Source organism: Raineya orbicola (genome assembly GCF_002843425.1).
Lineage (GTDB): Bacteria > Bacteroidota > Bacteroidia > Cytophagales > Thermonemataceae > Raineya > Raineya orbicola.
This window is the reverse complement of sequence record NZ_NKXO01000013.1, coordinates 21,564-34,712: the sequence shown is the minus strand read 5'-3', so window position 1 is coordinate 34,712 and position 13,149 is coordinate 21,564. Positions and strand designations below refer to the sequence as shown.

The 13,149-nt window shown below is 37.3% G+C and carries 14 protein-coding genes; 9 read left to right on the top strand and 5 right to left on the bottom strand.

Annotated elements, in window-relative coordinates; translation table 11 throughout:
* Positions 1-12: 12 nt before the first annotated feature.
* From Rain11_RS05175 to folD, 5 genes are read left to right on the top strand one after another with little or no spacing between them, the layout of a single operon-like run.
* Positions 13-978: a sodium-dependent bicarbonate transport family permease gene (locus tag Rain11_RS05175; protein WP_101358282.1), complete on the top strand. Its 966-nt coding sequence runs from the start codon at positions 13-15 to the stop codon at positions 976-978.
* 1 nt (position 979) lies between these two features.
* The gene (locus Rain11_RS05170) at positions 980-1,549 is read left to right on the top strand and encodes an anthranilate synthase component II (RefSeq protein WP_101358281.1); all 570 of its coding nucleotides are present in this window, start codon (positions 980-982) and stop codon (positions 1,547-1,549) included.
* On the top strand, positions 1,546-2,805 hold the full coding sequence (locus Rain11_RS05165) for a glycosyltransferase family 4 protein (protein WP_101358280.1): 1,260 nt from the start codon (positions 1,546-1,548) through the stop codon (positions 2,803-2,805). Before Rain11_RS05170 ends, Rain11_RS05165 begins: the two co-directional genes overlap by 4 nt.
* A gap of 10 nt (positions 2,806-2,815) precedes the next feature.
* Positions 2,816-3,877 (top strand): non-hydrolyzing UDP-N-acetylglucosamine 2-epimerase, encoded by a 1,062-nt coding sequence (gene wecB / locus Rain11_RS05160; RefSeq protein WP_243390547.1) that lies wholly within the window; start codon positions 2,816-2,818, stop codon positions 3,875-3,877.
* Positions 3,878-3,889: 12 nt separating this feature from the next.
* The gene (folD, locus tag Rain11_RS05155; protein WP_101358278.1) at positions 3,890-4,771 is read left to right on the top strand and encodes a bifunctional methylenetetrahydrofolate dehydrogenase/methenyltetrahydrofolate cyclohydrolase FolD; all 882 of its coding nucleotides are present in this window, start codon (positions 3,890-3,892) and stop codon (positions 4,769-4,771) included.
* A gap of 232 nt (positions 4,772-5,003) precedes the next feature.
* Here the strand turns inward: folD and Rain11_RS05150 are convergent, their stop codons facing one another.
* A complete protein-coding gene (locus tag Rain11_RS05150) occupies positions 5,004-5,447 on the bottom strand; it encodes an Hsp20/alpha crystallin family protein (protein WP_101358277.1) in 444 nt (147 codons plus the stop codon).
* A gap of 158 nt (positions 5,448-5,605) precedes the next feature.
* Between Rain11_RS05150 and pbpC the strand changes: the two genes are divergently transcribed.
* Positions 5,606-7,918 (top strand): penicillin-binding protein 1C, encoded by a 2,313-nt coding sequence (gene pbpC, locus Rain11_RS05145; RefSeq protein ID WP_101358276.1) that lies wholly within the window; start codon positions 5,606-5,608, stop codon positions 7,916-7,918.
* A gap of 13 nt (positions 7,919-7,931) precedes the next feature.
* Here the strand turns inward: pbpC and coaBC are convergent, their stop codons facing one another.
* Positions 7,932-9,128, bottom strand: coding sequence for a bifunctional phosphopantothenoylcysteine decarboxylase/phosphopantothenate--cysteine ligase CoaBC (coaBC, locus tag Rain11_RS05140; RefSeq protein ID WP_101358275.1), 1,197 nt, complete (start codon positions 9,126-9,128; stop codon positions 7,932-7,934).
* A gap of 27 nt (positions 9,129-9,155) precedes the next feature.
* Positions 9,156-9,707 (bottom strand): hypothetical protein, encoded by a 552-nt coding sequence (locus Rain11_RS05135; protein WP_101358274.1) that lies wholly within the window; start codon positions 9,705-9,707, stop codon positions 9,156-9,158.
* 94 nt (positions 9,708-9,801) lie between these two features.
* Between Rain11_RS05135 and Rain11_RS05130 the strand changes: the two genes are divergently transcribed.
* Genes Rain11_RS05130 through ung form a run of 3 tightly spaced genes read left to right on the top strand, consistent with a single transcriptional unit; the run spans position 9,802 to position 11,652 of the window.
* Positions 9,802-10,335 carry an inorganic diphosphatase gene (locus Rain11_RS05130; RefSeq protein WP_101358273.1) on the top strand — a complete coding sequence of 178 codons (534 nt, stop codon included), beginning with the start codon at positions 9,802-9,804 and terminating at the stop codon, positions 10,333-10,335.
* The gene (locus Rain11_RS05125; RefSeq protein WP_101358272.1) at positions 10,332-10,949 is read left to right on the top strand and encodes a Uma2 family endonuclease; all 618 of its coding nucleotides are present in this window, start codon (positions 10,332-10,334) and stop codon (positions 10,947-10,949) included. The genes Rain11_RS05130 and Rain11_RS05125 overlap by 4 nt, the downstream gene beginning before the upstream one ends.
* 40 nt (positions 10,950-10,989) lie before the next feature.
* Positions 10,990-11,652, top strand: coding sequence for a uracil-DNA glycosylase (ung, locus tag Rain11_RS05120; protein ID WP_101358271.1), 663 nt, complete (start codon positions 10,990-10,992; stop codon positions 11,650-11,652).
* A gap of 2 nt (positions 11,653-11,654) precedes the next feature.
* Here ung and dapA read toward each other — a convergent pair whose 3' ends face one another.
* Complete coding sequence (gene dapA, locus Rain11_RS05115) at positions 11,655-12,536, bottom strand: 4-hydroxy-tetrahydrodipicolinate synthase (RefSeq protein WP_101358270.1); 882 nt, start codon at positions 12,534-12,536, stop codon at positions 11,655-11,657.
* Positions 12,511-13,149: a hypothetical protein gene (locus Rain11_RS05110; protein WP_101358269.1), complete on the bottom strand. Its 639-nt coding sequence runs from the start codon at positions 13,147-13,149 to the stop codon at positions 12,511-12,513. The genes dapA and Rain11_RS05110 overlap by 26 nt, the downstream gene beginning before the upstream one ends.

Below are 13,149 nucleotides of genomic sequence, written 5' to 3'. Positions count from 1 at the left end.
AATTTTTCAGCAATGGACTTTCATATTCTCATTAGCAACCTGACCAATCCCACGATATTATTTTTTCTGCTTGGAATTCTTGCCACTACGCTAAAAAGCGATTTAGAAATACCTCAGTCTTCCAGCAAATTTATTTCTTTGTATTTGCTTTTTGCGATAGGTTTCAAGGGCGGGCAAGAGCTTGCCCATAGCAATTTTTCTACGGAAATCATTTTTTCTATTCTTTTGGGAATAGCTATTTCGGCTATCATTCCTATTTATACGTTTTTTTTGCTCAAACGCAAGTTGAGCATAGGTGATGCAGGTGCAATAGCCGCCACATATGGCTCGGTAAGTGCAGTAACTTTTGTTTCGGCAGTATCTTTTTTAGAAATTCAGAAAATGGCTTTCGGCGGGCATATGGTTGCTGTAATGGCTTTTATGGAAGCCCCTGCTATTATTGTGGGAGTTACGCTGATTAAAAAGTTTGAAAAGGAAGCCAGTCACCAAGTCAGTAATGTCGGAACAATCATCAAACATTCTTTCACCAATGGTAGCGTTTTGATGATTTTCGGTAGTCTGATAATCGGTATTATTTCTGATACCAAACAAGCCGAAGGCATTAAGCCCTTTACAACAGATATTTTCAAGGGCTTTTTAGCAATTTTTCTTTTAGAAATGGGAATGGTAACGGCTCGGCGTTTTGCTTCTTTTCGCAAGCAAGGGTTATTTCTCACCTTGTTAGCGATTTTCTTACCTGCTTTTAATGGTATAATGGCGGTAGCTGTCAGTTCGCTTATTACCCAAGATATTGGCAACCGATTTATATTTGGTGTGCTTGCGGCAAGCGGCTCATATATTGCAGTGCCTGCGGCTATGAAGTTTGCCGCTCCTAATGCCGACCCTGGCATCTATATTCCTATGGCTTTGGGACTTACTTTTCCTTTCAATATTTCTGTGGGTTTTCCGCTTTATTTTGCAGTAGCCAACGCTATCTGATATGCCTAAAATCTTGCTTTTAGATAATTTTGATTCATTCACCTACAACTTACAAGATTACCTTGAACGTTTAGGGGCAAAATGCGAAGTTTTTCGTAATAATGTTGAATTAGCCCTCATTGCTTCAAATACTTATGATGGTGTCGTACTTTCCCCGGGGCCCTCTACTCCCAAAGAAGCAGGAAATTTGATACAAGTTTTGGATTTTTATCATAAGCAATTGCCTATTTTAGGCGTTTGTTTAGGACATCAGGCAATTGGTGAGTATTTCGGAGCTACACTCACCCACGCTCACGCCCCTATGCACGGAAAAATTTCAGAAATTTGCACCAAAGAAAGTTTTTTATTCGCAAATTTGCCCTCAAAATTCAAAGTGGTGCGATATCATTCGCTTATTTTGAAAGATTTACCTTCAATTTTACGAGTTACAGCCTTCACAAATGATAGTTTTCAAGAAGTAATGGCTTTGGAGCATCAAAATTTACCTATTTTTGGCGTACAATTTCACCCCGAAGCTATCTTGTGCGAATATGGTTTAGAAATTTTAGCAAATTGGCTCAAAGTATTATGAAAGTACTTTTTATTTTCGGTGGAATGCCTCATTACTTGCGAGATTTGCTCAATAAATTGTCTCAAACCCGCAATTTAGAAGTTGTCGTATTATTGCCCGAAAAAAAAAGCAGTACGATTGGTTCGGGAGTTGCAGAAAAAAGAGACGATTGTCATTTCAAGATAATTTACAGCCCTGAAACTTTACTTTTAGGACAAAAGCCACATTTTCCCCAAATAACACAAATCTTGCAACAAGAACAGCCTCAAATACTAGTAGTAGGTTGGCCCTATATTTTAGGCATATATCTGCGACCTTCGGTAAGGTATTGGCTTTACAAAAATAAAATCAAAATACTTTACCGAAGCATTCCTTACCAAATTCCGCCCTATCCAAAAGCAATGCAGTTTTATTCCCAAGAAGGTTTCTTTGATGAAAATATGAATCATATCAAAGCCGATACTTTTACGAAAAAATTGAAGTATTGGCTTATTACCCAAATCAACAAAGGTTATTTTTGTTGGGTAGATGCTCATCTGAATTACTGCTCAAAAGCTCTTGACATACTGCCAACTTATGGCGTTGCCAAAAATAAAATTTTTATTACCTACAACTCCATTGACACCGACAAAATTCTGCTTGCCAAAGAAAAATTAAAAAACGAAAATAAACTATTTGCCTACAACCCTCACCGAATTATTCACGTGGGCAGGCTTGTGAAATGGAAGAAAATTGATGCTCTTTTAGAAGTCTTTGCCAAAGTGGTTGTTTCTTTTCCGCAAGCGGAATTAGTTTTGATAGGTGATGGCACAGAAAAAAATCATTTACAACAACTTGCTGAAAAACTGCATCTTAAAAATAAGGTCAAATTTTTAGGTGGAATTTATGATAGCGAAGTAGTGGGAAACTATTTACAATCATCTTTGGCTTGTGTGCTGGTTGGGGCAGGCGGACTTGCCATTAACGAAGCAATGGCTTGGGGAACGCCTGTCATTTGTTCAGAAGCTGATGGTACTGAAAAAGACTTAATCACACATCAGGTTACAGGGTTTTTCTTTGAAAAAGACAATTTCCTAGACTTACAAAATCAAATAGAATATTTGTTGCAAAATCCGCAAATAGCTCAAAAAGTGGGTAAAAATGCAGAAAATTTTATCTACACGCACATCAATATTCATACGGTTGTGCAGAATTTTGTAGGAGCATTCAACGAAGTTACTTCATATCAATATCAACTATCTTATGAGCCTGAAAATCTTGCATATAGTAGGAGCTAGACCCAATTTTATGAAATTAGCCCCTTTACAGAGAGAACTTGCCCACACTACGCATCAACAAAAAATCATACATACGGGTCAGCATTATGACAGCCAAATGTCAGATATTTTTTTTGAGGAATTGCAAATCACGCCTCCTGACTATCATTTAGGAGTGGGTTCAGGTTCGCACACCGAACAAACCGCTAAAATAATGTTAGCCCTTGAACCTATTCTACGAGCCGAAAAGCCTACTTGCGTAATCGTATATGGAGATGTCAATTCTACTTTGGCGGCGGCTTTGGTGAGTGTGAAAATGCAAATTCCCGTAGTACACGTAGAAGCGGGTTTGCGTTCTCGTGATTTCACAATGCCCGAAGAAATCAATCGTTTGCTTACAGACCAAATCAGCACCTTACTGCTCACTCCATCGCAAGATGCCAACGAAAACTTATTACGCGAAGGAATTAGTGCTGATAAAATTCATTGTGTAGGCAATATTATGATTGATAGCTTGTTTTTTGCTTTGCAGGCTATCCAACAATTTCCTCAAAAAGCTCAAAAAAGCTTTGAACTTATTAAAAAATTTGGCGAAAAAAAATATATTCTCTCTACGGTGCATCGTCCTTCAAACGTTGATGACAAAGAAAGTCTCCAAAGATTATTTGCATTTTTTGCGGAAGTTGCCCGAGAGAATGTCGTAATTTTGCCTATACACCCACGCACACGCAAACAATTGGAGTTGAACATTGATATTTCAGCTTTTCCTGCTAATTTTCATATTATTGAGCCTTTGGGATATTTAGATTTTATCAATTTGCAAAAAAATGCCCTTTGCGTGCTGACCGACTCAGGTGGCATACAAGAAGAAACTTCGGTGTTGGGGGTTGCTTGTTTTACCTTGCGTAAAAATACCGAAAGACCTATCACCCTTGAATTAGGCACAAATACGCTTATAGGAGATAATTATGAGCTTTTGTTTCAGAAAATTCAGCAGGTAAAAGAAGGAAAAAGCAAAAAAGGCGAAAATATTCCGTTTTGGGACGGGCAAACAGCCTCTCGGATTGTAAATGTTTTGGAAAGATACTTTTAATTTTCTTGAAATATGATACTTTTAGACGGCAAAAAACTTTCTGCTGAAATCAAGGCAGAACTCAAAAATGAAGTAGAAAACATTAGGGCAAAAGGTGGTAAAATTCCACATTTAGCGGCAATTTTAGTGGGCAACGACGGCGCCAGCGAAACGTATGTAAAAAGTAAAGTAAAAAGTTGTGAGGAAGTAGGTTTTAGTTCTACTTTATTGCGTTTTGAAGAGAGCATTTCGGAGCAAGAACTGCTCACTGAAATTCAAAAAATGAACGAAAACCCTGATATTGATGGCTTCATTGTGCAATTACCTTTGCCTAAACATATTTCTGAAACCAAAGTCATTGAAACCATTGCCCCTGAAAAAGATGTAGATGGATTTCACCCTATCAATATTGGCAGAATGGCAAAAAATTTGCCTGCTTACATTCCTGCTACGCCTTTTGGTATTTTGCAAATGCTTGAACGTTACAAAATAGAAACCACAGGCAAACATTGTGTAGTGGTGGGTAGAAGCAATATTGTTGGCTCGCCGATGAGTATTCTTATGGCTCGCAATGCTCCTATTGGCAACTGCACCGTAACGCTTTGTCATAGTAAAACCAAAGATTTAAGCAAATTTACACAAGAAGCTGATATACTGATAGTTGCTCTTGGGAAGCCTGAATTTGTAACAGCCAATATGATAAAAGAAGGAGCAGTAGTCATAGATGTAGGCATTACCCGTTTGCCTGATGAGAGTTCGGCAAAAGGTTATAGAATTGTAGGTGATGTAAAGTTTGATGAAGTTGCCCCAAAATGTAGCTACATTACCCCTGTGCCCGGCGGCGTAGGACTAATGACTGTGGTTTCACTTTTGCAAAATACTTTGCTTGCGGCAAAGAAAATATTTTATGCGTAAATCCGTAAGTATATTTGTTGTCAATTAAACCCAAATTAAAAAATTGCCACGAATACACGAAACATCTTTCATTCGTGTTATTCGTGGCTTATTATAATTTTCATTTCATTTCGTTTTTTGCAAAAATCAAGTAATTTATTAAAGCAAGCACTACCCCATACGATAGAGCTATCATTGTAAGGCTCAAACTCAATTTTTCCATAGACCTTGCGAAAAATTAAAGTTTGAAAATTTATTTTACGGTGATTTTTTTGACATAATTCTCGTAACCTTTCTTTTTTGCCATTTTAATAGTAAGTATGCCGTTTTTCAAAGAGGCTTCTACTTTATCGGGGTCTGCACTTTCAGGAATTTGAAAAACTCTCTGAAAGCAGGCATAACCAAACTCTCTGCGAAGCCAGTTTTTATCTCTCTCTTCGTTTTCATATTGCTTTTCGGAGTAAATTCGCAAGTACCCGTTGTCTATTTCTACTTTAATATCTTTTTTGTCCAAGCCGGGTACGGCAACCGATACTTCGTAAGCCTTTTGCTCTTCGCTGATATTCACTGAAGGCACAAGACCTACTTCCTCACTTTCTTTGATATCTTTGCCCATTACTTTACCCCAAAATCTCTCAATCATTGCGGGGAACTTGGGTTTTAGGTTTTTAGTCCATTTAAGTAAGTTCATAGCCATAGCAGTTTAAGATTTTGGTTTCAAATACTTTAAAAGCAAAGTACATACCACTTCTCAAATGCTTACCTTTTGACAAAATTTTCAGCATTTTTGTCAAGCAGAATGGACGAATTGTCCTAAATTTGCCTTAAATTGCCATAGCAACTGCCATTTCGTCTATGTTTCTCTTACGCCGTATTTTTTGGAAAAAACTACTTATCAAATCATTTTGGACTTTACTCGCTTGCTTTGTACTTTTTTTGATTTTAGATTTTATTTTCCCTTTTCGTTTTCATATTCGCTATTCGCAAGTGGTTTTAGACGAAGAAAACCGAGTTTTAGGAGCATTTTTAAGCACTGATGAAAAATGGCGAATGAAAACAGAGCTATCAGAAATCAGCGAAGAGTTGCAAAAAGCCTTTATTGCCAAAGAAGACAAGTATTTTTTCTATCATTTTGGGGTAAATCCTTTGGCAGTAGCAAGAGCTATTTTCAATAATTTACTATCTCAAAAACGCACTTCGGGGGCATCTACCATTACAATGCAAGTAGCTCGCTTGCTTGAGCCTAAACCTCGCACCTATTGGAATAAACTCGTAGAAATGATCAGAGCAATGCAGTTAGAATGGCACTATTCCAAAAAAGAAATCTTACAAATGTATCTGAATTTAGTGCCTTATGGTGGCAACATAGAAGGCGTAAAATCCGCATCTGTGATATATTTTCAAAAATTGCCACAAAATTTGAGCATTGCTGAAATTACTACACTTGTTATTATTCCCAACCGCCCCAATAGTTTATCTTTGGGAAAAGATAACTTATACGTTCAAAAAGAAAGAAACAAATGGCTCTTAAACTTTGCAAAACAAAGTATTTTTAGTAAAAAAGAAATTTCAAACGCTTTACAAGAACCTTTAAATGTACAAAGGCACGAGGTACCTCGTTTAGCTCCGCATTGGTGTATTCGCTTGGTGCAGAAATATCCCAAAAATGAAAATATACAAACTGCCTTACACTTGCCCGTGCAAATGAAAGTTCAAGCCCTTGCCGAAAATTACGCTAAAAAACTCCGTTTGCTTCAAATTGAAAACGTAGCTGTATTAGTGGTAGAGAACAAAACACGTAAAATTAGAGCTTACGTAGGTTCACAAAATTTCGCTGAAAGCCAAGTAGATGGCATAACTGCTATACGCTCACCGGGTAGTACGCTTAAACCTTTGGTCTATGCAATCGCTATGGATTTGGGCAAACTTACTCCTAAAACTACTATTTTAGACATTCCTACTGATTGGGACGGATACGCTCCCGATAACTTTGATAACAAATTCCGAGGTAAAATTTCTGTAGAAACAGCTCTTTCACTTTCGCTCAATATTCCCGCAGTGGCTACTTTGCAAGAAATTTCCATAGAACATTTTGTAAAAAAGCTCAAACAAGCAGGCTTCAAAACACTTGAAAAACAAGAGAAAAAAGTAGGTCTTTCAATGATTTTAGGCGGTTTTGGAACAAATTTAGAAGAACTCACCAATCTCTATGTTACTTTTGCCAACTACGGACAATACGCCCCTTTGAATTTTTTAGCCACTGATAGCACCATACGCACCGATACAATCATTTCGGTTGCTTCGACATATAGTTTTACACAAGTACTCACGCTCGCCCAAAGACCTGACTTGCCCCGAAGTTATCAAAACGCAAAAAATAAACCCATAATCGCTTGGAAAACAGGTACTTCTTACGGAAAACGTGATGCTTGGAGTATTGGATACAATCAGAAATACACCATAGGCGTTTGGGTAGGTAACTTTTCGGGCAAAGGCGTACCCGAACTTTCAGGTTCGGAGATAGCCACTCCTCTGCTTTTTGAAATCTTTAACGCCTTAGACAATGCTACAACTCCTTTACCCCTTGCCCCCAAAGAAATTACTTTTCGTTTAGTTTGCTCTGAAAGTGGCTTGCCTCCTAATACTTTTTGCAAAAATCAGGTCATTGATTATTATATTCCACTTATTTCGCCTTCACAAGTATGCCAACACGAAAAAGAACTTTATGTTTCGGCAGATGAAAAATTTCAATATTTGCCCGATTGTCTGCCTGAAACAGGCTACAAAAAAAAGTTCTATCCCGTAATTCCCACAGCATTGCAAGTCTATTACGAAGCACAAAAAATTCCTTACTTTCAAACTCCCCCTCTACACCCTAATTGTGAGCAATACTTGCAAGCCAATGAAAAGCTCAAACCACAAATCATTTCACCTTTGGCAGATAAAACTTATTTTATACCCTCCAACGAACCCACAGAACTATTGCTTAAAACCTACACGCAAAACGATGTCCAAAAAGTTTATTGGTACATCAACGACAGACTGCTCCAAGAAGCACCAGTCAAAGAAAATATTTTCTTCAAACCTAAACTTGGCAAAAATACAATTACCTGTGTAGATGACAAAGGCAGAAGTCAGAAAATTAGTATTCAAGTAGAGAGAGAATAATTGTTTTTTTCAGCTATTTTTGCAAGCACTCATAAATAAAGCTCACAATATCCTTTGCTACTTCTTTCTTGCTTTTTAGCGGGAAATCTATCTTTGTGCCGTTTTTGTCTATAATAGAGATTTTGTTGGTATCGTGGGCAAAACCTGCCCCTTCATCTTTAAGCGAATTTAGCACTACCATATCAAAATTCTTTTTTTGCAATTTTTGCAAAGCATTTTCAGTTTCATTTTGCGTTTCCAAGGCAAAACCCACAAAAAATTGATTTTTCTTTTTCTTCTGCCCCAGGGTAAAGGCAATATCTACATTTTTGATAAGCTCCAAAGTAAGTGTTTCGGTGTTTTTTTTGATTTTTTCAGTAGCTACTTCTTTGGGGCGGTAGTCTGCCACTGCCGCCGAAAATACACAAATATCCATCTCACTTACTAAACTTTGAGCTGTTTCAAACATTTCTTGTGCAGAACTAACCTTGTAAGAACTGACATTTTCAGGTTGAGCAATAGAGGTATTAGCGGCAATCAGATGCACCTCTGCTCCTTTTCGGGCAAAACTTTCAGCCAAAGCAAAACCCATTTTACCCGTAGAATAATTGCTAATAAAACGTACAGGGTCAATAGCTTCACGCGTAGCTCCTGCGGTAATCATTACTTTTTTTCCTGCAAAAATTTGTTTTTCTTGAAAAAAATTCTGCAAAAAATCTACAATATGTTCGGGTTCAGCCATTCGCCCTTCTCCTATCAATCCGCTTGCTAGCTCACCATATTCCGAAGGGATAATAAAATTACCATAACTTTGTAACCTTCGTAAATTTTCTTGCGTAGCAGGGTGCTTATACATATCTAAATCCATTGCAGGAGCAAAAAAAACAGGCGAACGTGCCGAAAAATAAGTAGCCGTAAGCAAATTATCACAAATCCCATTGGCACATTTAGCAATGGTATTGGCACTGGCAGGAGCTACCACGATAGCATCAGCCCATAAGCCTAAATCTACGTGATTGTGCCATACGCCCGTTTTATCTTTTACAAAATCAACGAAAACAGGATTTTTGGAAAGAGTAGCCAATGTAAGCGGTGTGATAAACTCGGTAGCCGTCTGGCTCATCAATACTTTTACTTCTGCCCCTTTTTTGACAAGCAAACGCACCAAAAGTGCCGATTTGTAAGCGGCAATGCTCGCCGTTACTCCTAAAATGATTTTCTTCCCTTGCATTCAAAATAGATTTGAAAAATCTAAAATTTATTCGTCCTCGCTTTTTTTAGATACGCTTATCTGATGAGCTTGATTTATTTCTTTTTGTCTTTTTGCTCTTTTATGCAAATAAGAAAAAACTATATTTTCCAAAACACTTTCAATGGGCTTTAATAACAATACAATGAATAGTTTTGTGCCTATGCTTGCCCATTGGTTACCTCCAAAATTAGCTTCTATCACAGGTTCTACTAAGATTTCTTCCACCAAAAATAAAAGCAGAGCCAAAAACAATACTATGGTAGTGGCAGTACGACCTGCACGAGCTTGGGTAAGTTCGTCAATGGTTTGTTGCAATTCTTGATTTTTAGCATCTAATTCTCGGTTCTTTTGGTCAAGGGCGGCATTGACTTTGTCTAATTTCTTTTGAATTTTATCACTTACTTTGGTAATAAGCCTCATTTGTCCGATAGACTCCTCAAAATTGAAAAGCAAACGCTTGTACTCCTCCTTCAAGTCGTGTTCGTATAAATCTAACTTTTCAGCAATTTGCTTTGCTCTTTGCAACTCATTGACTTCTTTGATATAAATTTTTTCCATTTGCAAATTTTTTATCTTGCAAAGATAGTTTTTATTTGGTTTTTTCGTAATTTCAAGTCAAAAACTTTTAGATAAACTCTAAAATCTACTTGTTATGAACCCTTGGCACGATGTACCCGTAGGCGATAAGCCCCCCGAGATTGTCAATGCTATCATTGAAATTCCCAAAGGTAGCAAGGGAAAATTTGAAATACATAAACCCACAGGTTTGCTAATGCTGGATAGAGTGCTATTTTCAGCAGTGCATTATCCTGCAAATTATGGATTTATTCCACAAACTTACTGCGACGATAAAGACCCGCTTGATATTTTGGTGATAATGTCCATTGATTTACCCCATTTGTGTATGGTTGATGCCAAAGTGATTGGCGTAATGCGGATGATAGACCAAGGCGAAGCTGATGATAAAATTATCGCTGTGGCTCAATACGATATGAGTGTGAATCATATTAACGACATCAGCGAACTGCCACCGCATACTACCGTTGAAATCAGACGCTTTTTTGAAGATTACAAAAAACTTGAAAACAAAAAGGTGATTGTAGAGGAATTTTTAGGCAAAACCGAAGCTATGCAAATTGTACAAGAAAGTATAGAGCTGTACCAAAAAACTTTTGGCAAACAATGAAACCCGTTACAAGCCTTTCGGAGTTAGATTTGAATGGTATTTATACTTACGCCGATTATCTGAATTGGCGTTTGGAGCAGGCTGTTGAGCTTATCAAAGGAAAAATTTTTCCTATGTCCCCTGCACCAAGTATGAAGCACCAAAGAATTTCAATGTTTTTGAGTGCAAATATTTTCAACTACCTAAAAAGTGTTTCGGCAAATACTTCTTGTCAGGTTTTTTCCGCTCCTTTTGATGTTCGCCTGCTTGATAAACGAAAATCTAAAAAAGCCAGCAAAGACGTCTATACCGTTGTTCAGCCTGATATTTCCGTGATTTGCGATAAAAATAAATTAGACGAAAGAGGCTGTTTAGGCTCACCCGATTTAATTGTGGAAATTCTTTCTTTGGGTAATTCTAAAAAAGAAATGAAAATCAAATATCAACTTTACGAGGAGGCTGGCGTGAAAGAATATTGGGTCGTTTATCCTTACGAGGAAAGCGTGCTTCAATTCGTTTTAGATGAAAAAACTGATAAATTTTATCTCAAAGCCACTTTCGCCGAAGATGAAATACTCGTTTCTCATATCTTCCCCGATTTACAAATTGATTTAGCTAAAGTCTTTGAAGAATAATTATTTTTCATTCTATTTCTTGCATCTAAAATCTAAAAAAATGGCAGAAGTAAAAATCGCAGAAAGTTGGAAAACACATTTACAAGAAGAGTTTAATAAGCCTTATTTTGAAGATTTAATCACTTTTGTAAAACACGAATATAAAACCAAAAAAGTATATCCTCCGGGTAGCTTGATTTTCAATGCTTTTGAAAAATGCTCTTTTGATAATTGTCGCGTGGTAATTTTAGGGCAAGACCCTTATCACGGCGAAGGACAAGCCCACGGGCTTTCTTTTTCTGTACCCGAGGGTGTAAAAATGCCTCCTTCGTTGGTTAATATTTTCAAGGAAATTCAAGCTGATTTAGGAAAGCCTTTTCCTAAAAATGGCAATTTAGAACGTTGGGCGAAGCAAGGCGTGCTATTACTAAATGCTACGCTCACGGTGCGAGCAGGTGAGGCAGGCTCACATCAGAACAAAGGCTGGGAAAAATTTACAGACGCCGTTATCAAAGTAATTTCAGAGCAAAAAGAACACGTAGTTTTTTTGCTTTGGGGTGCTTATGCCCAAAAAAAAGGTAAAATCGTTGATAGAAATAAACATTTGGTTTTAGAAGCCCCACACCCTTCGCCGCTGGCAGGTGGAGGTTTTGCAGGCAATCGTCATTTTAGTAAAACTAACGAATACCTCATCAAATACGGCTTTGAGCCTATTGATTGGTGAAATCAGAGCTTCTGCATTGCTTTGCGTATTTTTTCAGCAAGTTCTTGGCTTGCCTTTACAAGGGGCAATCGTACTTGCGAGCCACATATACCCATTTCATTAAGCAATTGCTTGATACCCACAGGATTGCCTTCAACGTACATCAAATCATTAAGAGGCAATATTTCAAACATTTTTTCGGTAGCTTTGGTAAAATCGCCTGTAAGTGCATAGTGAGTCATATCGTTAAAGGCTTTGAGAGCATTTGCCATTACCGAAATAACGCCTACTGCTCCAAAACTTATCATAGGCACCGTAAGCATATCATCTCCCGAAATAAGCAAGAAATCTTTGGGCTTCTGACGAGCAATTTCCATACATTGCATTAAATTGCCCGAAGCCTCCTTGATACCTATAATGTTTGGGTGCTGTGCTAATTTAAGTGTAGTTTCAGCGGTCAGATTAGAGGAAGTACGCCCTGGAACGTTATACAAAATAATGGGTACAGGTGAAGCCTCTGCCAATTTTTCATAATGAGCTACTATGCCTGCCTGCGAAGGCTTGTTGTAATAAGGACTTGCCGAAAGAATTGCCGTAATACCCGAAAAATCTGTTTCTTGAATTGTTTGCAACAAATTTTCAGTATTGTTCCCGCCTATACCATACACAATAGGCAAATTTTTAGGATTATTTTGCTTTGCAAATTCTAATAATGTTTTTTTTTCGTGTTTGGTAGTGGTAGGCGATTCGCCTGTTGTCCCCTGAATAACCCAGTAATCAACGCCAATATTAGTGGTATGAGCTAAAAGTTTTTCAAAACTTGCAAGGTCAAGCTGATAGTCTTCTGTAAAAGGTGTAACAAGGGCAACCCCTACCCCTTTAAGTTGGTTTTGTGATGTTCTCATTTTCTATTTGTTTTGCCAAGAGTTGCAAATCTAATAGCATTTGTTCAATAATCAAATCATAACGCAATTTTTTAGGCGAAGAAAGCAGTACAATTGTAATGCGATTTTGAAAAATAAGAAGCGTACTGAACAAAAACCAAATTTGAGCATATTTCTTTACAAAAGGTACAAAAAAATTTTGAGTAATTTCCTTTACTTTTTCGGCAGGCGAGCCACTAACAAAATAATCTTTGTCAATCCAAGCAATTTCAGTGCTAACAAGCTGGCTTTCATCAGCTTTTTCTTTAGCTCTTAAATGGTTTTTAGGCGTAATTTGAAAATGAATTTTTTGCAGGTTTTTTAACTCTACGCTTATCACTAAATAATTGTACTTTTCTTGAATAGTACGTTCTATAAGCACGTGTCTATTTTCCCATACTCCTTGCAAATGTGGAAGTGCTACGTTTCCATTTTTACGCTCTAATTCAGCTTGTAAGCCAAACTTTTTAGCAATTTTTTGAAAGTAATTCACTATTTTTCTGCTTTCTTGAATGGTCTGCAAACGAAAATAAAACACCAAAAATACCATTCCGCCGAAAATCACAAAAGCCAAAATAGCAATGAATAAGTGCAT

Bases quoted from the DNA above. Each gene is read 5' to 3' on its own strand.
- Rain11_RS05175 (WP_101358282.1), top strand. From the start codon at position 13: ATGGACTTTCATATTCTCATTAGCAACCTGACCAATCCCACGATATTA.
- Rain11_RS05170 (WP_101358281.1), top strand. From the start codon at position 980: ATGCCTAAAATCTTGCTTTTAGATAATTTTGATTCATTCACCTACAAC.
- Rain11_RS05165 (WP_101358280.1), top strand. From the start codon at position 1,546: ATGAAAGTACTTTTTATTTTCGGTGGAATGCCTCATTACTTGCGAGAT.
- wecB (WP_243390547.1), top strand. From the start codon at position 2,816: ATGAAATTAGCCCCTTTACAGAGAGAACTTGCCCACACTACGCATCAA.
- folD (WP_101358278.1), top strand. From the start codon at position 3,890: ATGATACTTTTAGACGGCAAAAAACTTTCTGCTGAAATCAAGGCAGAA.
- Rain11_RS05150 (WP_101358277.1), bottom strand. From the start codon at position 5,447: ATGGCTATGAACTTACTTAAATGGACTAAAAACCTAAAACCCAAGTTC.
- pbpC (WP_101358276.1), top strand. From the start codon at position 5,606: ATGTTTCTCTTACGCCGTATTTTTTGGAAAAAACTACTTATCAAATCA.
- coaBC (WP_101358275.1), bottom strand. From the start codon at position 9,128: ATGCAAGGGAAGAAAATCATTTTAGGAGTAACGGCGAGCATTGCCGCT.
- Rain11_RS05135 (WP_101358274.1), bottom strand. From the start codon at position 9,707: ATGGAAAAAATTTATATCAAAGAAGTCAATGAGTTGCAAAGAGCAAAG.
- Rain11_RS05130 (WP_101358273.1), top strand. From the start codon at position 9,802: ATGAACCCTTGGCACGATGTACCCGTAGGCGATAAGCCCCCCGAGATT.
- Rain11_RS05125 (WP_101358272.1), top strand. From the start codon at position 10,332: ATGAAACCCGTTACAAGCCTTTCGGAGTTAGATTTGAATGGTATTTAT.
- ung (WP_101358271.1), top strand. From the start codon at position 10,990: ATGGCAGAAGTAAAAATCGCAGAAAGTTGGAAAACACATTTACAAGAA.
- dapA (WP_101358270.1), bottom strand. From the start codon at position 12,536: ATGAGAACATCACAAAACCAACTTAAAGGGGTAGGGGTTGCCCTTGTT.
- Rain11_RS05110 (WP_101358269.1), bottom strand. From the start codon at position 13,149: ATGCACTTATTCATTGCTATTTTGGCTTTTGTGATTTTCGGCGGAATG.